Annotated in this window: 20 protein-coding genes; 16 read left to right on the forward strand and 4 right to left on the reverse strand. The window is 39.2% G+C overall.

All coding sequences use genetic code 11. The annotated features are described in order from the left end of the window. Window positions 1–18: 18 nt before the first annotated feature. The 14 genes from COS96_02610 (at window position 19) to COS96_02675 (ending at window position 17,557) form a co-directional block, all read left to right on the forward strand. Window positions 19–687 carry a hypothetical protein gene (locus tag COS96_02610; GenBank protein PIU43749.1) on the forward strand — a complete coding sequence of 223 codons (669 nt, stop codon included), beginning with the start codon at window positions 19–21 and terminating at the stop codon, window positions 685–687. A gap of 180 nt (window positions 688–867) precedes the next feature. Continuing rightward, window positions 868–1,692: a radical SAM protein gene (locus tag COS96_02615; protein ID PIU43750.1), complete on the forward strand. Its 825-nt coding sequence runs from the start codon at window positions 868–870 to the stop codon at window positions 1,690–1,692. Window positions 1,693–1,803: 111 nt separating this feature from the next. Continuing rightward, on the forward strand, window positions 1,804–2,667 hold the full coding sequence (locus tag COS96_02620) for a hypothetical protein (GenBank protein ID PIU43751.1): 864 nt from the start codon (window positions 1,804–1,806) through the stop codon (window positions 2,665–2,667). A gap of 79 nt (window positions 2,668–2,746) precedes the next feature. After that, the gene (locus COS96_02625; protein PIU43752.1) at window positions 2,747–4,759 is read left to right on the forward strand and encodes a hypothetical protein; all 2,013 of its coding nucleotides are present in this window, start codon (window positions 2,747–2,749) and stop codon (window positions 4,757–4,759) included. 39 nt (window positions 4,760–4,798) lie between these two features. Continuing rightward, entirely contained in the window at window positions 4,799–5,308 is a 510-nt protein-coding gene (locus COS96_02630) for a hypothetical protein (protein ID PIU43753.1), read from the forward strand. A 62-nt stretch (window positions 5,309–5,370) separates the two neighbouring features. After that, window positions 5,371–6,585: a peptidase U32 gene (locus tag COS96_02635; GenBank protein ID PIU43768.1), complete on the forward strand. Its 1,215-nt coding sequence runs from the start codon at window positions 5,371–5,373 to the stop codon at window positions 6,583–6,585. Further along, window positions 6,572–8,512 (forward strand): penicillin-binding protein 2, encoded by a 1,941-nt coding sequence (gene mrdA, locus COS96_02640; GenBank protein PIU43754.1) that lies wholly within the window; start codon window positions 6,572–6,574, stop codon window positions 8,510–8,512. Before COS96_02635 ends, mrdA begins: the two co-directional genes overlap by 14 nt. A gap of 451 nt (window positions 8,513–8,963) precedes the next feature. Next, window positions 8,964–10,427 carry a lysine--tRNA ligase gene (gene lysS / locus COS96_02645; GenBank protein ID PIU43755.1) on the forward strand — a complete coding sequence of 488 codons (1,464 nt, stop codon included), beginning with the start codon at window positions 8,964–8,966 and terminating at the stop codon, window positions 10,425–10,427. Window positions 10,428–10,740: 313 nt separating this feature from the next. After that, on the forward strand, window positions 10,741–11,943 hold the full coding sequence (locus COS96_02650; GenBank protein PIU43756.1) for a hypothetical protein: 1,203 nt from the start codon (window positions 10,741–10,743) through the stop codon (window positions 11,941–11,943). Window positions 11,944–12,192: 249 nt separating this feature from the next. Further along, the gene (locus tag COS96_02655) at window positions 12,193–15,198 is read left to right on the forward strand and encodes a hypothetical protein (GenBank protein ID PIU43757.1); all 3,006 of its coding nucleotides are present in this window, start codon (window positions 12,193–12,195) and stop codon (window positions 15,196–15,198) included. A gap of 338 nt (window positions 15,199–15,536) precedes the next feature. Beyond that, window positions 15,537–15,866, forward strand: coding sequence for a hypothetical protein (locus COS96_02660; GenBank protein PIU43758.1), 330 nt, complete (start codon window positions 15,537–15,539; stop codon window positions 15,864–15,866). Window positions 15,867–15,945: 79 nt separating this feature from the next. Then, window positions 15,946–16,287 carry a hypothetical protein gene (locus COS96_02665; GenBank protein ID PIU43759.1) on the forward strand — a complete coding sequence of 114 codons (342 nt, stop codon included), beginning with the start codon at window positions 15,946–15,948 and terminating at the stop codon, window positions 16,285–16,287. 39 nt (window positions 16,288–16,326) lie between these two features. After that, window positions 16,327–16,989, forward strand: coding sequence for a phosphohydrolase (locus COS96_02670; protein ID PIU43760.1), 663 nt, complete (start codon window positions 16,327–16,329; stop codon window positions 16,987–16,989). Between the two features lie 4 nt (window positions 16,990–16,993). Next, window positions 16,994–17,557 (forward strand): MBL fold metallo-hydrolase, encoded by a 564-nt coding sequence (locus COS96_02675; GenBank protein ID PIU43761.1) that lies wholly within the window; start codon window positions 16,994–16,996, stop codon window positions 17,555–17,557. Here COS96_02675 and COS96_02680 read toward each other — a convergent pair. From COS96_02680 to COS96_02690, 3 genes are all read right to left on the reverse strand, one after another. Beyond that, window positions 17,554–18,114 (reverse strand): elongation factor P, encoded by a 561-nt coding sequence (locus COS96_02680; protein PIU43762.1) that lies wholly within the window; start codon window positions 18,112–18,114, stop codon window positions 17,554–17,556. The two genes, COS96_02675 and COS96_02680, sit on opposite strands and share 4 nt — an antisense overlap. A gap of 105 nt (window positions 18,115–18,219) precedes the next feature. After that, entirely contained in the window at window positions 18,220–18,897 is a 678-nt protein-coding gene (locus tag COS96_02685) for a hypothetical protein (protein PIU43763.1), read from the reverse strand. Then, window positions 18,894–19,199, reverse strand: coding sequence for a PadR family transcriptional regulator (locus tag COS96_02690; GenBank protein ID PIU43764.1), 306 nt, complete (start codon window positions 19,197–19,199; stop codon window positions 18,894–18,896). Before COS96_02690 ends, COS96_02685 begins: the two co-directional genes overlap by 4 nt. Before the next feature lie 91 nt (window positions 19,200–19,290). Between COS96_02690 and COS96_02695 the strand changes: the two genes are divergently transcribed. Together COS96_02695 and COS96_02700 are read left to right on the forward strand one after the other, a co-directional pair. After that, window positions 19,291–20,391, forward strand: a complete 1,101-nt coding sequence (locus COS96_02695) for an inositol-3-phosphate synthase (protein ID PIU43765.1) — start codon at window positions 19,291–19,293, stop codon at window positions 20,389–20,391. 30 nt (window positions 20,392–20,421) lie between these two features. Further along, entirely contained in the window at window positions 20,422–21,033 is a 612-nt protein-coding gene (locus COS96_02700; protein ID PIU43766.1) for a hypothetical protein, read from the forward strand. A gap of 46 nt (window positions 21,034–21,079) precedes the next feature. Here the strand turns inward: COS96_02700 and COS96_02705 are convergent, their stop codons facing one another. Then, complete coding sequence (locus COS96_02705; GenBank protein PIU43767.1) at window positions 21,080–21,415, reverse strand: hypothetical protein; 336 nt, start codon at window positions 21,413–21,415, stop codon at window positions 21,080–21,082. Window positions 21,416–21,854 lie beyond the last annotated feature (439 nt).

Below are 21,854 nucleotides of genomic sequence, written 5' to 3' on the forward strand. Positions count from 1 at the left end.
CTTTTACGATACTTCAAAATGAAAAATGAATTTTTAAATCTTAATGGGCTTTTAGTTAAAAACGAAAAGGCTGTCATCAAAAAAATTACGTCTTTCCAAAGGCAAGGCCGGGGGAAAATACATATTGTTCTGGATTTTGATAAGACATTGGTCAGGGGAAAGGACAAAAAGGGAAGAAAAATAACCGTCTGGGATGCAATGGAACAATTTGTGCCGAAAGAGAAACAATTGGAGTCCATTGAAAAGTATGAAAAGTACAGGGTTTTTGAACTCAAACAAAAACTTTCCGCAACTCATGCTTTGGAATGGTGGGGATGGAACCTTGACTTATTCAAAGGCTTGAGGGCGTCCAGGATTAAAGAAGCATCCCGTTTATTGCAAACAAGACCATTTGTAAAAAAATTTTTTAACATTTGCCAAGAAAAAAATATACCCACGATAATTATCTCAGCCAGCATCAGAAATGTAATAGAGTCATGGTGTCTAAGGGAGAAGATCCGACCAACAAAACTACTTTCCACGGAATTATCTGTTTCCGGCGGGAAGATAATCGGTTGGGAGAAAGATACTCTAATTCACTCTCTTAATAAAAAAGAAAGGGGTCATAAGGAAATTTCGGCCAAAGGCCGACCAGTCTCTGGCTGGAAAAAAATAAAAGAAACGAGGCCCAAAACAATTCTGATATAGGGGACAGCCTTGATGATGTATCTATGGTTGAGGGGAAGGATAACGTTATAAGAATTGCAATTTATGATCCGATTCATGGCAATGATAACAGCGAGTTGGATGAATTTATGAAAAATTTTGACATAGTATTTGTCGGAGATAATTTTAAACCGATAACAAAAATCCTAAATTTATTTTAAAATGAATATGGAGAAAACAATAAAAATTGCTTGGTGGGGACTGCATTTCGGCGAAGAAGAGCCGTTTGTTGAGAAAAAAGGCGCCGGCACGATTTTTTTTACCGGCTGTAATCTGCGATGCGTCTATTGCCAAAATTACCAAATCTCCCAGCAGGGAATCGGCAAAAACTACAGTTTACCGGAACTGATAGAAATAATGCTCAAACTTCAGGAGATGGGCGCTTTGAATATTGATCTGGTCACTCCGACAATTTGGGCAAAACAAATAAAGGAGGCGATTATAGAAGCCAAAAAAGGGGGACTAACTATTCCCATTCTTTGGAATTCCAACGCTTACGAGGATGTTGAAATGCTTAAGGAATTTGAAGGCTTGGTGGATATTTATCTTCCTGACTTCAAATACAGCGACGATGAATTGGGATTCAGATATTCAGGAATAAAAAATTATTCCAAAAAAGCGAGCGAGGCAATCAGGGAAATGCATCGCCAAGTCGGCAATTTGAAATTAGACGAAAAGGGGATAGCTCAAAAGGGCATTGTGGTCAGGCATTTGATTTTACCAAATAATATTGAAAACAGCTTAAAAGTATTAGAATGTATCAAGGATATTGATAATAATATTTACATCAGCTTAATGAGCCAATACGAACCGATTCATAAAGCAAAAGATCTTCCGGAATTAAACAGAATTATAACTAAAAAGGAATTAGGCAAGGTTTTCGACCGTCTGGTTGAGCTGGGATTTGAGAACGGCTGGGTTCAGGACATAGAAAGCCATTCCGATTTCCTCCCTGATTTCACCAAAGAAAACCCCTTTAAAAAATGATTTCAAAAATCCCATGTTGACGTCTGACGTCAACATACTGACGTCAACATACTTTCAAAAGCGTTCCATGGGAAAAGGGATTGTGATAAACTAAATTCAGTTACTTTGAAAATGAAAATGGGAAAAATTAAAATGAAAAAATTCATACCGCTTGATAAATCATCGATCATCGGGATGGGTCTTCTGGATATCATCAACGGATACAAAGACATTGAGACTTTTTTAGGTCAACAGAAAATCCTTAGCGAAGATCTACTGGCGCTGAAACGGGCAAGTGAATTATGGAGGACAAACGAGCCGATTGACGTCGGTGAATCGGGAACGCTCTATCGTCTGTTGCAATTTGCTTCATGGAAACTCGGCCTTAATAAAAAATTTATAATCAGGGGAACTCTGAAAAATAAAAAAATAACCGATGACCCCGGAATTGTAAACCTCCCCCTTGAAGAGCTTTTAAAATTAGATAATGGCACCTCTCAATGGGCTACTGCCACAAAGTTGCTTGGAAACAAGGAAACTGTTTCTAACCCGCCCTACAAATTGAAGATCACTTACGAGGCGATAAGGCATTGGAAAAAACGGAGGAAAGAAGGGCTGTCTTGGGAGCCAAGACAGGATGAAATGATACTCAAGCAAGCTGAAACTTTTCTTTCCCTTTCGCGAAAAGAGAACGCCAAATTCATAGCCGAACAAGCAGAAGATTATTGTTTTGCCCGAGCATTCAATTTCATTTCTCAAGAAGAGGGCCTGAAAAGATGGCCGAGTTTGCAAAGCCACGAAAGCAATAGAATTCTGGAAATGGAGAATGCCCTTAACGTCGCGCAAAAAGGAGAAGAAATAATATCCAAAGACCATCGGGTAATTCAAGCGATAGTTATGTGGGGGATAGTCAATAATTCAGCCGTGAAAATAAAGCACCCTGAAGCGGTGAATAAGAGCTGGCCGGAATTTTGGGAATTTATAAGCGAGATTTAAAATCTCGCCTTTTTATTTAAAATCAAAATCGTGGTAAAATTAAATTGACCATTAATAATTAATTTAACAATCAAATCATATGAAAAATGCTGATTCCGGATTGGTGATATCCATCATATTAATTCTTACCGCAGCTGTTCTAGGATACGCTCTTTGGGTTGCGGATTCTCTCCGCTATTATCTTGAAGGATATTCTTTTACTCCGATGTTCGAGCATGGAACGGGAACAGCTAAGATAGAAGGCGTTAAAAAATTCCTTTCAGAAGAGGAATTTAAAAATTACCTGAAAAACGCCTCGGAATATTCTTATTACGGGGCCGGAAGCTTTTCAGACAGAAGGACTTTGATGAAAGAAGGAATGACGATAGCTTCTCCCATGGCTAACGAAGTGACCGGAGCAACAGGAGGATCGGCTCAAGGAAGATTTTCCGAAACCAATGTTCAGGTGGCGGGAATTGATGAACCGGATATTGTAAAAACCGACGGCAAGGAAATTTATTTCTCAAGGGAAGGGTATTATTATTGGGACCAATTTGATTTCGAAACAACAAGGATGATAATGCCACCGCAAAGAAATGGCGGAACAAGCCTTATAAAAGCCTTTCCTCCGGCAGACTTAGCCTTGGACGTAAAAATTGACAAGAACGGACAATTACTTTTGAATAAGAATGTCCTTGTTATATTTAATGGAGAAAAAATTTACGGCTATAATGTTTCAGACCCGAAAAATCCCAAAGAAAAATGGAATGTAGAATTGGATGAGCAGAATTACGTAATCGGGGCCAGGCTCTATAACGGAAAAATATATCTGACCACTAAGGAGAGAGTTGACTACGACCATCCTTGCTTGCTTGAACCGCTTGCGGTTAACGGAAAACCGCTTGCCATAAACTGCCTTAATATTTACCATCCTGTAACAGATATGCCGGCTGATGTAATTTTCACCGCTTTCGTCATTAACCCCGAATCAGGAAATGTGGAAAAAAATGTTGCTTTTGTCGGAAGCTCTGAATCATCTGTTTTCTATATGTCGGAAAGCGCCATATACATCACTTATCCCTTCTATCAGGATTTAGTAAAATTTACCTATAATTTTTTCAACGAAAAAGGGAAAGATCTGATTCCTGCTTCAACGCTTAATAAAATAAAAAACCTAATCAGCTATGACATCAGCCCTACTTCTAAAATGACGGAACTGGGAATCATAACCGACAAATTTTTAAATTCTCTGGACAATGACGAAAGACTAAAAATTGAAAACGAGTTCCAAAACAGAATGGCTGATTACTATAAAACGAATATCCGCGAACTGCAGGGCACGGGTTTGGTGAAAATTGGACTGGATAAATTTGAAGTCTCGGCTAACGGCAATGTCCCGGGAACCCTCCTTAATCAGTTCTCATTAGATGAATACAAGGGCAATCTAAGAGTGGCGACGACTATCGGGGAAGGATATTTTGGTATGTTCAACGGAATCAGCGGAGGTAGGAAAACCGTTAATGATGTTTATGTTCTGGATAAAAACTTAAACATAACCGGTTCAGTCAAAGACCTTGGAATTCAAGAAAAAATCTATTCAGTCAGATTTTTGGAAGACAAAGGATATGTTGTCACATTTAGAGAAACCGACCCTTTTTATGTTCTGGACCTTTCCGTTCCCAATAAACCGGAGCTGGTGGGAGAATTAAAAATCCCGGGATATTCCGCTTACCTGCACCCCATAACTGAAGACAAAATTTTAGGGATAGGGAAAGAAGGCTCTCAAGTGAAGATATCCTTGTTTGACGTGGCAAATCCCAAAACGCCGACTGAAAAAAGCAAATATGTCCTGAATGAATACTGGTCAGAAATACTTAATAATCATCACGCTTTTCTGATGGACGCAAAACATGAAGTATTCTTTTTGCCGGGAAGCCAGGGAGGTTATATTTTCTCCTACAAGGGAGATCAGCTGAAACTTGTTAAAGCTGTCAGTAATATTTCAGCCAAAAGAGCGATTTACATCAATGATTACCTGTACATAATCGGAGATTCTCAAATCATCATTCTCAACGAAAACGATTGGGCAAAAGTAAACAAACTGGATTTATAGTATCCGAATTAAAAATTAAAAAATAAAAATTAAAAAATTATGAGGATACCGCAACATTTGCTTCAATTTAAAGAAGAAAGGGCGTTGCTCATTGTCACCGGAAAGAACGTGGCCGAGTTTTACATTGCTGCTGACGGGGTAATAGAAAAGGACGGAAGTTTTGAAGTCACCCTTCCTGATTATTTTAAAAAAGAAGGGTTTTTTGGAAGAAGGGGAGGAGGGCTGTTCAGCTCAGGGTCCATCGTGGAAAAAACAAAACAAAAAGTTAAGAACGGATTCCTGAAGGAATTTAAAGATAGCATTAAGGAATTATTCTCAAAAAATAAAATAAATCATATTTACATTTTTTCTCCTTCCGATACAATCAACGTCGTGGAAAAAAATTTGCCGGCAACGGAAAAGAAAAAAGTTTCGGCTGCCTTTAAGGGAAATTTCTATAAGCAAAATCCTCTGGCGCTCTTGGAAAAAATAAACGTAGAAATAAAAGGGAAAGAGGTTGAAATGCTTAAACCTGAAGAAGCAAAAATCCTCAAAACCAAAACCCTATAAAATAAAAAAGTAAAAAATTGCTGGGAAGCCACCCCGGCATTTTTTGTGCTAAGATAGGAAATATGAATAAATATAAGAGGCCGGAGATAATGAGCCCTATAGGGGATTGGGCCGGATTGGAAGCCTGCAAAGACTACGCTGACGCAGTCTATTTTGGCGTTTCTGATTTAAGTATGAGAGCAAGGGCTAATTTTTTGAAACTTAGAGACTTGGGTAAATTTACAAAAAAGTGCCGTGACTATAAATTAAAAAACTACCTAACTCTAAATTCCACACTTTATAATAAAGACATTAAGGAAGCGGAAAAAATAGTCAAAGCAGCTAAGGCGGAGGGCGTTGACTCTTTGATTGTCTGGGACCCGGCAACTATAGAAATTGCCAGAAAAGAAAATATGAACTTCACTATCTCAACCCAAGCCAATATCTCAAATTGGAAAACCGCTGAATTTTACAAAAAACTTGACGCCAAACGGATTGTCCTGGCAAGAGAACTTAATCTTAAACAAATCAAAGAAATCAAAGACAAGGTTAGCATTGAAATTGAAACCTTTGTCCATGGGGCAATGTGCCTGGCAATTTCCGGAAGATGCATTATTTCAGCTTACATTTTCGGAAAATCAGCCAACTGCGGATATTGCTCCCAGCCCTGCAGAAAAGAATGGTTTTTGTCAGACAAGGAAGGAAACAAGATATCCAACGAAGGAAAATACTTTCTTAATTCAAAAGACCTTTGCATGATTGAATATATTCCGGAATTGATAAAAGCCGGCATTGATTCTTTTAAAATAGAAGGAAGAAAGAGAGACCCGAAATATGTAGAAACAACCGCCAGATGCTACAAAGAAGCCGTTGATTCTTTTTTTGAAGGAACTTTCACGGACGAGAAAGCCAAGGAATGGAAGAAGGAATTGGAGAAGTCTTATAACAGGGGATTCTCAACGGGATTTTATTTCGGCGTTCCCGGAAAAGAAGGGATAAACTACGACAAAGCTGATAATGTTTCTTTGTTCAAAAAAGAAATGGTGGGAAAAGTCGTCCATTACTACCCCAAGGCAAAGGCCGTCTCCATAAAAGCGATGAGAGATATAAAAATAGGAAATACCTTAATAATAGAAGGGGAGAAAACCTTTTTGGAGCAAAAAATTGATTCCATGCAAATTAACGGAAAAGACATCAAGAAAGCCAAAAAGGGAGAAGAATTCGCCATAAAAACAGAAAAGTCAGCCAAAAAAAATGATAATGTTTTTATGGTCGTAAAAAGAGATGTTTTGGAATAACAAAAAAAACAGAATCAAACTCGGCTTCAGCGAAGATATTGAACCGCAAGACATTTTGCTGGATTCTTTGGCTCAAAAAAAAGAAGAAGAATTGGGAATCTCGGAAAAGAAATTTGAAGTCCCTGTTTTAAAAATGGCCATCAAAGGGCTTTGGGGTTTCTCAATTTTCATACTCCTTCTCCTTTTCGCCAAGACTTTCCAGCTTCAGGTTTTAGAACACGAAAAATATTCTGCTATGGCCGAAGACAATAAATTCATCATCACTCAAATCAAGTCCGAAAGGGGAGTCATCTACGACAAAGATATGAAACAGCTGGCCTTTAATAAATTCAGTTTTGATTTGATCTGCCTGAAAAAAGACATCCCGCAGGAAGAATCAGAAAAACAAAGAGTTTTTAACGAAGTCTCCCGCATTTTAAAAATCAATCCGGAAGAACTGAAATCAAAAATTGAAAAAAACAAAGAGAAAAATGTTCTTGTTTCCGCTAACATGGGGCATCAAGATCTGATTATTTTGGAAACCAAAATTCAGGAACTCCCCGGATTTGAAATAAGAAATAATGAAACAAGGGAATACAAAGACGGCCCGATTTTCTCCCATCTCATGGGATACCTCGGAAAAATTACGCCGGAAGAACTTAAAACACAAAACGGATATTCAATGGCTGATTGGATCGGGAAGGACGGGGTTGAAAAAGAATACGAAGAAATTCTCAAGAAAAAATCAGGCGAAAAAAGAACAGAAAGAGATGTTATGGGAAATATAATTTCAGAAGAAACCATCTCCGTCGCCGAATCAGGAGATAACTTGGTCCTTTGGCTTGATTCCGGCCTGCAAGAAAAAATAGCTGAAGAATTAAAAAAGGGGATTGAACAAGTCGGAAGCAAAATGGGGGTAGCGGTGGCAATGAACCCGAAAACAGGAGGAATTCTCTCTCTGGTCAATATTCCTTCTTTTGACAACAATCTCTTCAGTAAAGGAGCTGACCCTAAAAAATTAAAAGAGCTCTTAAGCGACAAAGACTATCCTCTATTTAACAGAGTTATCAGCGGAAACTATGCTGTAGGTTCAACCATAAAACCTCTGGTTGCCACGGCCGCTTTGGAAGAAAAAATCATTTCCCCGAATAAAAACATTAATTGCCAAGGGCTTATTGAGATTGTCAGCAAATATGACCCGGAAAATATTCAATATTTCCGAGATTGGGCTACCCACGGCCCGACAAATATGAGAAAAGCTATCGCTGAATCATGCAACGTCTACTTCTATACCATCGGCGGTGGCTACGGAAACCAATCGGGATTAGGCCCGACAAGAATAAAAAAATTCCTGGAACTTTTCGGCTGGGGGAAAGAAACCAATGTTGATTTGCCGGGAGAAGGAAAGGGGCTTATGCCTTCGCCGGAATGGAAAAAAACAAATAAGAGAATGGTTTGGACAGACGGAGACACCTATAATTTTTCCATCGGCCAAGGCTATCTTCTGGCTACCCCTATTCAAGTTGTCACTGCCATCAGCGCTGTTGCCAACGGAGGCAAGCTTTTGCAGCCCCAAACCGTCAAAGCAATAATTGACAGCGATAAAAAAATAATCAAAGAATACGAACCGAAAATTATCAGGGAAAATTTCGTAAATCCGGAAAGCTTAAAAATCGTCAAAGAAGGAATGAGGGAAGGAGTTATTTACGGCTCTTCAGCTTTAATGAATTCCTTACCGGTGGAAGTGGCGGCCAAAACAGGAACAGCTCAAATTCCCATAGAAGGACACTACAATAACTGGGTTTCTGTTTTCGCCCCCTACGACGACCCCCAAATAGTCCTCACTCTTATGGTTGAAGACGTAAGGGGGATGCAGGCCGTGGCAGTTCCCATCGCCAACGAAATCTTGAAATGGTACTTTACTCAAGACAAACCCCTTAACAAATAATGAATAAGGTGCTAAGCTATATATATAAAAATAAAAATATAAAAAAGAGGTGAGGAAAATGCAGGGCTGAAACGTTAGAATTCCTAATCAGAAATTTATTGACTGAAAATTAGGTGGTAGAAAAAAACGTTTCGGCACAATTAAAAAAATAAACCGCTGGGAGAGAAGAAATAGCTCCTTAATTTCAATGAAATTGGCCAGCTGGCCTGTGGAGAAATTATCGCGGTAAAATCTTATAATTAATTTGTTGTCATGGTGACTGCGTTCTCACTGAATGCGGTCGCCCAAAAGAGGGAAGAGAGATGGTAAAGATAGTTGTCTCTCTCCCTCTCACACTCATCCTTTCAGGGCTAATCATCATTAAGATGGTTATTTTTTTGCGGTTTTGGGGAAAATGAAGTAAAATAGATAAGATTTGGCATATCAGCCAAAAACAAAAAAACTCAATAATATGGCAAATGTAGACGAATTAAAAGAAATAAGATTAAAAAAACTTATGGCGTTGGAAAACGCCGGAATTTCGGCTTATCCGAATAAGACGAAAAGGACGCATACTTGCCAACAGGCGCTTGATGATTTCACGGAAATAGTAAAATCGAAAAAAGAAATTATTCTTGTGGGAAGAATCAAATCCTTAAGGGAACACGGCGGATTATGTTTTGCCGACATTGAAGATGGAACCGGAAAAATTCAAGTTTTTTTAAGAAAAGACAGGCTCGGCGAAAAACTATACGCTTTCTTTTTGGAAAGCTTTGACATCGGCGATTTTATTGAAATAAAGGGAACCCTCTTCATCACCAAGAGGGGAGAAAAAACCATTGAAGCGGCTGATTTTAAAATGCTGGCCAAATCGCTTCTGCCTCTGCCGGAAAAATGGCGCGGACTACAAGACGCCGAAGAAAGATACCGCAAAAGATACTTGGATATTATTTTCAATAAAGAGGTCAAGGAAAAATTTGAACTCCACGCAAAAATAATAAGAGAAATGAGAAATTTTCTGGAGAAGCAAGGCTTTTTGGAAGTGGAAACCCCTGTTCTTCAGCCTATTTACGGCGGAGCTTCAGCTAAGCCTTTTAAAACCAGGCATAACGCTTTGGGCATGGATTTTTATCTGCGGATTTCTCCGGAGTTATATTTAAAACGGCTGCTTGTTGCCGGCTTTGAAAAAATTTATGAATTGGGAAAATGTTTCCGCAACGAAGGAATGGATCGCTCCCATAATCCTGATTTCACCATGCTTGAATTCTACTGGGCTTATTCTGACTGCAAAGATCTGATGAAATTTACGGAGGAATTTTTAAGCGCGACGGTTAAAAAAGTTTTCGGAAAATTGGAAATAGAATATGAAAGTGAAAAAATAAATTTCAAGACGCCTTGGGAGAGGATAGAATACAAAGACATCTTCAGAAAAGAATTTGGCATAGATTATGAAACTGTAAACAGGGACAGTCTGGCGAAAGAGGCGGAAAAACATAATATTGAGATAAAAAAAGCGATGACTAAGGCGGAAATAGCCGACGAGATGTTTAAAATCTGCCGGACGAGAATAAAGGGGCCTGCTTTTATCATAAATTACCCAAAGGGATTCTTCCCGTTATGCAAGGCATCTGAAAAAAATCCTGAAATTCTGGAAAGCTTCCAATTGATAATTGCCGGCTTTGAAATAGTTAAGGCCTTTTCCGAACTGAATAATCCCATTGAGCAAAGAAAGAGATTTGAAGAGCAAGAAAATCTATTTAAAGAAGGGATGGAGGAGGCTCAAAGAATTGACGAGGATTTTCTTGAGGCTATGGAGCATGGTATGCCTCCGGCTTCAGGTTGGGGAATAGGAGTGGATAGGTTTGTTTCAATCTTGACCAATTCGCACAGCTTGAAGGAGGCGATACTCTTCCCGGCAATGCGTCCAAAATCTTAAATTTATCGGGTAGGTCTGCAGGGCGATCTGCAGGGAAGCCACCCCAGTAAGCTCATTTTCAAAACTGGTAGACCCCTGGGGTCTCCAGTTTTTGCCTTTTGAGAGAAAGCGAGAGAAAGTGCAGATGTCGGACATCTACATAACACTTAATTTTGGATTTAGCAAATTTTGATTGACAGTCGGCAGGTAAAAATGCTTAAATCAAACTACTTCGGAAATTAGCTCTTTTGACAACAAAATATACTGAAATGAGCGAAAAGCTGATTTGATCTCGGAGGAATAAAAATATTAAAAAACGAATGAATACAAAAAAATGAACGGCACAAAGAATTCTTGGCTAGGGCCAGGAAAGGAAAATTTGTTTCAAAGAATTAAGAAAAAACGCATAGAAGAAGAAAAAGGAGGGGTGAAAATCGTTAATTTAGCGATTGGACAGCCACAGGGACCAGCCCTGAGAAGCGCCCGAATGGGAGTGGCGAAAGCTGTGTTAAGTGAAGAAGAGTCTATGCACGAATATCAAGACAACGGAAGCTCCGGCGTTCCAGATTTTGCTAGAAAATTTGTGGAATTCCATACGGACAAAATTAGAGATGGTATGAAATTTTTACCGTTTAAGGGATTTAAAGATTCTCTGACGATAATTCCTCTTGCATGTAACTCCAGTAAAGATAGGTGTTTAACTGTCGCGACAATGACAAGGCCAGGATATCCGACGCCGGAAATTGTGTGCGAATTTCTAAAAGTAAAAAACTATGCCTTGCCGTTGAATTGTGAAAATGATTTTAAAGTCCAGTTAAAAGACATACTGACGGGAACAAATCTTTTAATGCTTAATTATCCGCACAATCCTTCTGGCCAAGCGCTAAGATTTGATGACTGGGTAAAACTTTGCAAATACTGTTCGGGCAATGGGATAAGGCTGTTTAATGACGGCGCCTACAATGGTTTGATCCACGTAGAAGATTGCGAAACCTTAGCATATGTTGCTCAGGATTTTCCAGATCTCGAGTGGGCGGAATTTTATTCAGCGTCCAAATTAATTGGCAACGGAACAGGGTGGAGAGTGGCGGCTGGCGTAGGCTCTATGAATTTCATGAATGACATCGGCAGAATAAAAGGTGATTTAGATAGCGGATTTGTTCCCTTTGTGGCAGCTGGCGTGCTTGAAGCTATACAAAATGATGCGGAAGGAATTGAAAAATGTCGGAAAATCTATGAACGCCGTTTAGAAAACCCGATCGGGATGCTAAAAAAGGAAGGAATGAAGATTGCAACAGAGCCAAAGGCAGGATTTTTCACCCTATGGAAAGTCCCAAACCAAGCCTTCGGCATAAGGATTGAAGGCGCGGAACAATTCAACGACATTATGATTGAAAGAACAGGAATACTTGGCGTGCCGTTTGAAGGCTTCCGTAAAAATTATATCCGCTATGCGGTGTGCAACAACGATGTGGATAAGAAAATGTCTCTTATTCAAAAAGGTTTTGAGAAGGCAAAAGTTTCTTACCTGTCTTAGTAAAAAAACATCAACCGAAAAATTTAATTCCTCGGTTTTTTTATTTCTGCAGGGCACTTCTGCAGGGCGATATGCAGGGCGTCCACCCCAGTAAAGCTAAATTTTTTGAAAACTGTGGATAACTCTGCAGGGAAGCCACCCCGGTAGATTTAACGAGTTTCGCAGGGGTCAGACCCCTGTAAAATCCGCAGGGGTCAGACCCCTGTATTTTATTCTTATTTTGGGAGAAAGGTGATAAAATGGGGTTATATGGCGAAAAATAAAAATAAAGAAAAAAATAGCGGATTGAATAAATCAGATAGACCGGATGAGTTGAATAAAGAACAGAGGGAGGCGGTGGTTCATGGCGACGGACCGCTTTTGATTGTGGCCGGAGCCGGAACAGGCAAAACAAAGGTCATAACCGAAAGAATCGCTTATCTGATTGAAGCAAAAAAGGCGAGGCCTGATGAAATTTTAGCTTTGACCTTTACTGAAAAAGCAGCTGAAGAGATGGAAGAAAGAGCAGACAAGCTCTTGCCCTACGGCTACGTTGACTTATGGATTTCCACCTTCCATTCTTTCTGCGAAAGAATTCTGAAAGACCATGGCCTTGATATCGGATTATCAAATGATTTCAAACTGGCAGACCAGACAGCGGCTTGGCTTTTGATGAAGAAAAATATAGACAAATTCAGCTTAGATTATTACCGACCGCTGGGCAATCCCAATAAATTCATCCATGCCCTGATCTCCTGTTTCTCGCGTTGCAAAGACCAAGGAATTTCCCCGGAAGACTTTTTAAAGCACAGCGACGGATTAAAAACCAATTTAACTGATTTACCGGAAGAAAACGAAGCTGAAAGAATAAAGGAGGTGGCTGATGCCTATCATGTTTATCAAAAATTGCTCTTAGACAATAATCTTCTTGATTTCGGAGATTTAATCAATTATTGCATCAGGCTTTTCAAGGAGAGGCCTCTGATTCTAAAAAGATACAGGGAGAAATTTAAATATATTCTCGTTGACGAATTTCAGGATACGAACTGGTCTCAATATGAATTGATAAAAATGCTGGCTGAACCGAAAAACAATCTTACGGTCTGCGCCGACGACGATCAAGCGGTGTATCGATGGAGGGGCGCTTCTTACAATAATATCCTCCAATTTAAAAAAGACTTCCCGAAAGCCAAAGAAATTTTTCTCATCAGAAATTACCGCTCAACCCAAGACATACTTGATTTGTCTTATAAATTCATAAAAGCCAACAACCCCAACCGTTTGGAATTTGTCAGCAAAGTGGATAAAAAATTAATCAGCGAAAAGAACAAAAAAGGAGAAATAGGGTATTTTCATTTCAGAAACTCCGACGAAGAGGTGAGGGGAGTCATTAAAAAAATTACCCGAATAATGAAGGAAAACAAAGATGCTTGCTTTAGTGATTTTGCCATTCTGGTAAGAGCCAATAATCAAGCCATCCCGTTCTCTCAAGCGCTGGAAAGATCCGGCTTGCCTTATCAATTCTTAGCCTCCTGGGGGCTTTATTCCAAGCCGGTTGTTCTGGACATAATTTCCTATTTAAAGCTTTTGGATAATTACCATGAAAGTTCAGCTGCTTATCGCGTTTTAAACTTTCCCTTTCTCCAAATACCCGGCGATGACGTGGTGAAAATCACCCAATACAGCGGGAAAAAAGCGAAATCAATTTATGAAGCGTTGCAGGAAATTCCCCTGATCGGAGGAATATCCGAAAAGACAGCTGAAAAAATCGCCTTCATTTTAAGCTTAATTAAAAAACATGCAGAAATGGCCAGAAGCAAAAGAGTTTCCGAAGTCTTTATTTCTTTTCTGGCTGATTCAGGCTATTTAAAATATTTAACATCCGGCAATTCTAAACAAGAGCTGAATCTGGCTCTCCAATTTTATAAAAAAATTAAGGGATTTGAGGAATCGGTTCAAGACCCTATCCTAAAAAATTTTATGGCCCAGCTTGATATGGAACTGGAATCAGGCGAAGAAGGAAAGCTTGATTTTGACCCGGAGCAAGGGCCGGACATGATAAGAATAATGACCATCCATTCAGCCAAGGGATTGGAATTCCGCTATGTTTTTTTAGTTAATTTGGTTGATAAGCGCTTCCCCTCAATTGAAAGAAAAGACCCTATAGAAATACCTGCGGAACTCATTAAAGAGGTTATCCCTCAAGGAGATACTCATTTGGAAGAAGAAAGAAGGATTTTTTACGTGGCTGCAACCAGAGCCAAAGAAGGGCTTTTCCTTACTTCATCCGAGGATTACGGCGGAAAGAGAAAAAAGAAAGTCTCCAGATTTATAACGGAATTGGGGATGAAACCCTCCTGCAACGCTCCCGCTAACATCTGCGAAGTTGTGACGGGTGCGGGCAGACCCGCCTGCAACGCTTCGCAAGCGAAGCGTAGCGATGCGGGCAGGGAAAATATTGTTTTGCCTAATCATTTTTCTTTTTCCCAGCTGGCTGCTTTTGAAAACTGCCCTTTGCGATATAAATTCGCGCATATTTTAAGAGTCCCTGTCAGAAGCAAGGCGGTTTTCTCTTTCGGAAAAACAATGCACAATGCTTTATGCGAGTTCTTAAAGTTGGCGGAAGAAAAAAAATCGCTTTGCCAAAAAAAATTATTTGAACCATCCAAAAATAAAAAAAGTCCGGCTAAGGAAAACTTGCTGACGCTTAAAGACCTGATGGAAATTTACGATAAGGAATGGATTGACGAATGGTATGAAAACAAAAAGCAAAAAGAGGAATATTACGCTCTTGGTAAAAAATCCTTAAAAAATTTTTATGAAAAATATGTCAAAAATCCGCCGGAAATTTTAAAAATAAACGGCTTAATCGGACTGGAACTTCCTTTTATTCTTAAAATAGGAGGGGATTCGTTAAAGGGAAAAATAGATCGGATTGACGCTTCGGCTTCGCTCAACGAGGGGGTGAATATTATTGATTACAAAACGGGCGAAGGAAAAGAGAATCTTTCTTCTGACGATAAATTACAGCTGGCTATTTATAAGATCGCTTTGAAAGAAATCTTTAACATTGAAGCGGATAAGCTCACCTATCTTTACCTGAACGAAGGAAAGGAACTTTCTTTTTCAATGAATGAAAAAGATGTGGAAAAACAGAAAAAGATAATTTCGGAAAAAATTGAAAATATCAAAAAGAGCGATTTCGCGCCGACTCCGGGCTGGCAGTGCCAATTCTGCGATTTTAAAAATATCTGCGACTCCGCCAAAAAATCCTAAATGTCGGGAAATTTGCTTGACGCAAGGATTAAATCACGATATCGTAAGGTTAATTTAGGTTGAGCTGAACCGAGAAAGCTTAATATAGGGCAGGTAATGAGGCTAATGTAATAAACGAAAGAATGAAATAAAAAGAGAGAAAAAAGAAAAATGGAATACAAAATAGATAGCATTATCTTGGTGAGAGCAGGTCTCGTTCGTGTTGAAGTAACAACGCTTAAATTTGGGGAAATTGTCATCCCCATTGAATTTGAGGTAACCGATGGATTGGAAAAAGAAGATGAATTTGAAAAAACGCTGAAAAAAAGCTAAAATGGGAAATCAAATGTCGAAGGACATTGAAAGAAGAAAAAAGCGAAATGCTTTTGAAAATTGAGACAAAAGGCAATTTCGTCGCCGACGGCAGAAGAATAGAATTTGACATCATGAAAATTAGCAGGGACCGTTCTAAACCCAATAATTGGAACATTACTGTATCTCTCTCGGACTTTCTTGGCGAAGTTGAAATTCCCCTTGATATTGATTCTACGGGTTTATATAATTCCATCAACAATTTTGTCAGGGACAAGGTTAAACTCGTTTTTGAAAACCAAGTCAAGCCCAATGCCTCTTTATTGGAAAAAATAAAGACAGAGGTCGGAAGAATTCACGAAATCCAAGTTGACTAATCAAGGTCAACTTTTTTATTTTAAATAATTTTAAACCTAAAGGTCGCTAAAGGGATTGTTTTTTGCTATAATTAAAAATATGAGCACAATAGAACAACCGCCGAAAATTGAAAACAGCCCGGAACATATCCCTAATGAGGAGAAGATTCTTTCGGTATTTAAAAAATTGCTTAACGGAAAAGAATACAAAGAAGTGGCTGGCCAAAAAAAAGTAGATGGGAAGGGAATATATATGTGGGCAATTGAATTTCCCGATGGGGGGGGTAAAAGTCAATATTTGTATACGAGGAAAGGTAAATATCCGGAAACGGAAGCCTTGGAAACGGGTATCCATGTGGTTTATCTTGATAATACGGGAGAAGTAGTGGGTGGCACTGATGCCGCTAAACTCGTCGGTGAAAAATGGGAAATAACTGAATAAAAATAAAATTATAAAATATCAAAAAATTAATTCAAAAATATGATTACGATAGATGAAATCAAAAAAAATCCTCTTGTTATGGAATTCTTGCAGCAATCCAAGTCTTCTTTAGAGGCGCAAGGATATACGGAGCACGGTTTAAAGCACGCTCAAATAGTGGCAGACAGAGCAAGAATGATAGCTGAAAAAATCAGGCTGACCAAAGAAGAGCAGAAACTGTCGGAAATCGCCGGATTTTGCCATGATATCGGCAATTTCTTAAGCAGGAGTTACCATCATTATTTAGGCGCCTTGATTTTCCAGCAAATTTTCAGCCAAAATTTTACGCCGGAAGAATTATCTTCAATTATGCAGGCGATTTCCTCGCATGACAAAAGCGAATCGGAATTCTCCAATAACGTGGCCGCCGTTCTTGTCTTGGCTGACAAATCAGATGTCCGGGTATCAAGAGTTCTGAATAAAAATGCAGAAAATCTCAAGAAAGACATCCATGATCGGGTAAATTACGCCACTAAATCAAGCGAGATAAAAGTTGACGAAAAAAAGAAAAGAATAACCTTGGTTCTGGAAATTGACACAAATCTTGACCCGATCATAGAATATTTTGAGATCTTCACCGAGAGAATGGTTGTCTGCCGCAAAGCAGCCCAATATCTGGATTACAAATTCGGCCTCATTATAAACGACTTCAAACTCCTCTAAGGGTATGGAGGTCAGATGTTTAACGGTGGGGCAATTGCTTACCAATTGCTATCTGCTGAAATCAAAAGAAGAAATAGCAATTATTGATCCCGGCGCTGAAGCCGAGAAGATTTTGTTTGAAGTCGGGAAAATGAAAGGAAAATTGAAGTACATCATTAATACTCATTTCCACTTTGACCACATTGACGCCGATCAGGAAATCAAAAAAATAACCGGCGCCCAAATTTTAATCCACGAAGCGGAAAAAGAATTCATTAATTTTAAGCCTGATAAATTCCTGAAAGACGCTGATGAAATAAAAATAGGGGAGGATATTCTAAAAGTTTTGCATACTCCCGGCCATACAGCCGGAAGCATCTGTCTCTTAGGAAAAGGAGCTATTTTTACCGGCGACCTCTTATTTAAAGACGGCTATGGCAGAACAGATTTGCCCGGCGGCTCGCAAGAAGCAATTGAAAAATCTCTGGAAAAAATCTTGGCCATAGGCCGACCAGCCTCTGGCTGGAGAAAAATTAAAAAACCGGGAACGTTGGTTTATCCCGGCCACGGACCCAGCTTTACAGCTTAGACTCGGCGGGTGTACTCGCCGGTTTCGGTGTTAACCTCAATTATGTCATCCGCTTGAATGAAAAGGGGGACATTTATATTCGCTCCGGTTTCCAAAGTAACCATCTTGTTCCCGGAAAAAGCGCGGTCGCCTTTAACGCCGGGCGGAGCTTCAGCAACTTTTAATTCCACTTTTATCGGCAGGATGATGTTTATGATTTTTTCGTCAAAAATAATGCCCTGCGAAACTTGATTGGCCTTTAAAAATTTAGCACTTTCGCCGATTTGAGATTCAACGAAATTAAACCTTTCCGACGGATTTTCCAGCCGGCAGAAACAATAATTCCCCTTATGAGAGTACAGAAACTTCAGGTCAATTTTATCAATTTCCGCTTCTTCAAACCTATCCGACTGCTGAAGAGTTTTCTCTATGACTTGACCTGATATTAAATTCTTTGCCTTAATCCTCATTACAGATCTTCTTTGAGCAACTTTAATCTGCAGAGAATCCAAAACCTCATACGGCTGTCCGTCTAAAATAAATCTTACTCCTCTACGAAGGTCAAAATAAGTTAACATAATTTTTTTAATTTCAGCCAGAGGCTCCAGCCCGAGGCTCCAGCCAAAGGCTGGTCAGCCTCTGGCCGAGGTCAGCCTCTGGCCGAGATCGGCCTTTGGCCGAAATCATTTTATTATTCTCCACTCCATTTCTTTTTCTTTGTCCGCAAACTCCAGCCATTCGCCGTCAGGATTAATAACATACCATTTTTTCTTCGTCGCCGACCAAATCATCGGGTCACCGCGGTAAAAAGGCTTCTTAATAACCTCTTTTGGCTTCAGCCTATCTAATTCTAACCATTTTTTGAAGATAGTTTCAATAGTGTAGTCCAAATTTCTTGAAAGCGCCCATTCGGCCACTTTCTTTATGGCTGTTTTAGCCTGGTCCACAGAACCGGCTAATATTAGAAGTTGTTTCGCCGGACGAGTGTAGCGGGAATAAACAATTTTCCTTTTTTTAGCATTTTTTTTAAGTTCTTCCAAGTTCAAACCCTTTGTCTCAAAATAATAAGTAACAATTTGGCGGATGCCTGTCTCCTCCTTCAATTCTTCGTAATATTTTATTTTTTTCTTTTTCAAATACTCTTCAATTTTCAAGGCAATGCTTTCTCCCACTCCGGGAATTTTTTTAACTCCCTTAATCCCATCTTCTTTATAAATAAGAGAAACTTCTTTTTCTATTTTCTCCAAAGATAAAGCTGCTTTTTGATAGGCGTTAATCCTGTAAAAACTTTCTCCCTTTATTTCCAGCAGTTTTTTTATTTCACAGAGTATTCCGGCTATTTTTTGATTAATTTCAATCATTTAAGTTTTTTTAAAAGAGCTTGATAAAAAAGAATGCCTGCTTCCAGCTCTTTTTCGCCCTTTCCGGTAATATGATAAATCCTTTTCTTCTCTTTTTCTTCGCTTTTCACCAATCCTTCAATTTCCAAACGGTAAAGCACTCGGTAAGGCGTAATTCTTCCCGGCTTAAAGCCAAAATTTTCCTCAATCAGAGATTGAAGATTCCAGGCATGAATAGGGGATTGGCGAAGAAGAGTAAGGATATAAAGCCAAAGATTTTCCTTGGTATTTGATTTTTGGAGATGCTCTAACGGCAACATAATTGTGGATAAGTTTTCTTTAATGGAGTTGACCTATTATTTTACGGTGGTAAAATACTTTTAAACGCATTATTAACTTAATTATACTAAAAATATGCCTAAAATCAAAATCGCCATTGCCGGAATAGGCAATTGCTGCTCAAGCCTTGTCCAGGGAATTTACTATTACAAAAATGTAAAAAACGGCGACGAATTGGTTCCGGGATTAATGCATAACGTCATAGGCGATTATAAAATATCCGACATTGAAGTCGTGGCCGCTTTTGATATTGATGAAAGAAAAGTAGGAAAGGATTTGTCAGAAGCGATATTCGCTCTTCCCAATTGTACTGAAATTTTCTGCAAGAATGTCCCGAATATGGATGTTAAAGTGAAAATGGGGCCCATCATGGATGGGGTAGCTGCCCATATGGCAGATTATCCGGAAGACAAGAGATTCGTTGTCGCTAAAAAAAAGCCTATTAACGTAGCCGGAGAATTAAAAAAAACAAGCGCCCAAATCTTACTGAACTATATGCCGGTCGGCTCGCAGAAAGCCACGGAATATTACGCTCAAGTCGCTCTTGACGCTAATTGCGCTTTCATCAATTGCATGCCTGTTTTCATCTGTTCTGAAAAAAAATGGGAAAAGAAATTCAAAGAAAAAGGAATCCCTTGCATCGGCGATGACATTAAAGCTCAAATCGGGGCGACCATCACTCACCGCGTTCTGGCTAATTTATACGAAAAAAGGGGGGTTAAACTGGAAAGAACTTATCAACTTAACGTCGGCGGGAACACGGATTTCCTTAATATGCTTGACCAGGCCCGCTTAAAATCCAAGAAAATATCCAAGACAGAAGCTGTCCAGTCGCAATTAGCAGAGCCCTTGCACGAAGACAATATCCATATCGGTCCTTCTGATTATATTCCTTGGTTGAAAGACAATAAAATCTGTTATATCAGAATGGAGGGGAAAAAATTTGGAGATGTTAAAACCACCATTGACCTTAAGCTTTCTGTTGAAGATTCGCCTAATTCAGCCGGCTGTGTCATTGACGCCATAAGATTGGCTAAACTGGCCATAGACAGAGGCGTTGGCGGAGATTTAATTTCTTCATCATCTTACTTTATGAAACACCCGGCCAGGCAATTCACTGACGATAAGGCCAGGGAAATGGTTGACGATTTTATTGCCGGAAAGAGAGAAAGATAAAAAAATTACAAATTTCAAATTTCAAATAAAATGCTGGACGAAAAAAGACACTGGTTCAAATCTTTAGAAATAATAATCGGCAAAACCTTTAGCGCTCTGCCGATAACTCCCAACGGATATACATATCTGTCAGGCGTTTTTGCTTTAATCGGTTTGTATTTTATGATAGTCCAAAATTTGCCATGGGCTGTTATTTTTTTTCTTCTGGCCGGATTTCTGGATTTTATAGACGGAGCAGCGGCAAGAAACAAAAAAACCTCAACCAAAACAGGGGCCTATCTGGATACCATTTTTGACAGATATGTTGAAGGAATGATTCTCTTCGGATTATTGTTTTTGGGCTTACCTGCGATATGGTTGCCTGCCTGCGCTTGGATCTTTCTGGCGATGTTCGGGTCAATAATGACGACTTACGCTAAGGCGGCCGCTAAAGAAAAAGAATTGGTTAGCCAAGAGCTGAAAGGAGGAATTTTATCAAGGGGGGAAAGGCTGATCCTGTGCTTTTCAGCTTTGATTCTAGGAATAATTTATCCTGATTTCGTCTATACGACTTACATTGTTATCCTGATTGCCATACTGGGAAACATCACCGTCGCGCAAAGAATCCATTCCGCCATCAAAAAGAGTCCTTCCAATTATTGATACTTTTTGACGGTGAACCCATAAATCATATTCTTCAACCGCTTTTTTAGCGAGAAGAACCAGGGCATGAGTCATGTTCCTTGAAAATTTTCTTTAGCCTGTCGGCTTCGGCTTGGACTAAATCGCCGCTATATTCGCCGGAGTGAGCTGATGATCCTTCGTAAGAAGCTTTTTTTTGATCAAGATGAAGGTCAAAAATTATCTCATTGGTTTTCTGGCTAACGGTCAGAAAAACGTGAAAACGGGGATAGTTGTCTCTCCTTAATGGCCGGACAAAAGACATTTCCAAGTCCTCGCCGGATTCGCCCTGAAAACGATAACCGGCCCCCCTCATCAGGATTTTAATATTTTCGTTCAAATTATTAACAATATAAAATTTCATATATCCATTATTTTTTTTATTTCGGATTTTTCACTTTTATTTTTATTATACTCTCCACCTTAAAAATAATAAAGAGGCTAGTCCGAAGATTTTGCCTCTATAATAATGCGTGATTGTGATTTTTTATCGTGAGATAAATAAGAATGTTGTTAATGTGCTATGACACTAATGATTTGGAAGGGTGCCACCGAAGTGGCACCCTCGGGGGATAGAGTGGACAGTGATTACTGTGAAAATTATTATTTGTGAATTTGCTTTTGCTTCACCTTTGCAAGGGTAGCAAATTAAAAATTCTCGTCAACTATCGTCAATGGAGTTATCCACAGGGCAAAAAAGCAAGGGTTTTTATGTCTTAGGCACAGACATTTGTCGGTTTAGTTAGTTGATAATCTTCTAAAAATTGATTCGGCGATTTGCCGTTTAATCCGCAATGCCTTAG

The sequence above is a fragment of the Candidatus Nealsonbacteria bacterium CG07_land_8_20_14_0_80_39_13 genome, from assembly GCA_002779355.1.
In the GTDB taxonomy this organism is placed as follows: Bacteria; Patescibacteriota; Minisyncoccia; order Minisyncoccales.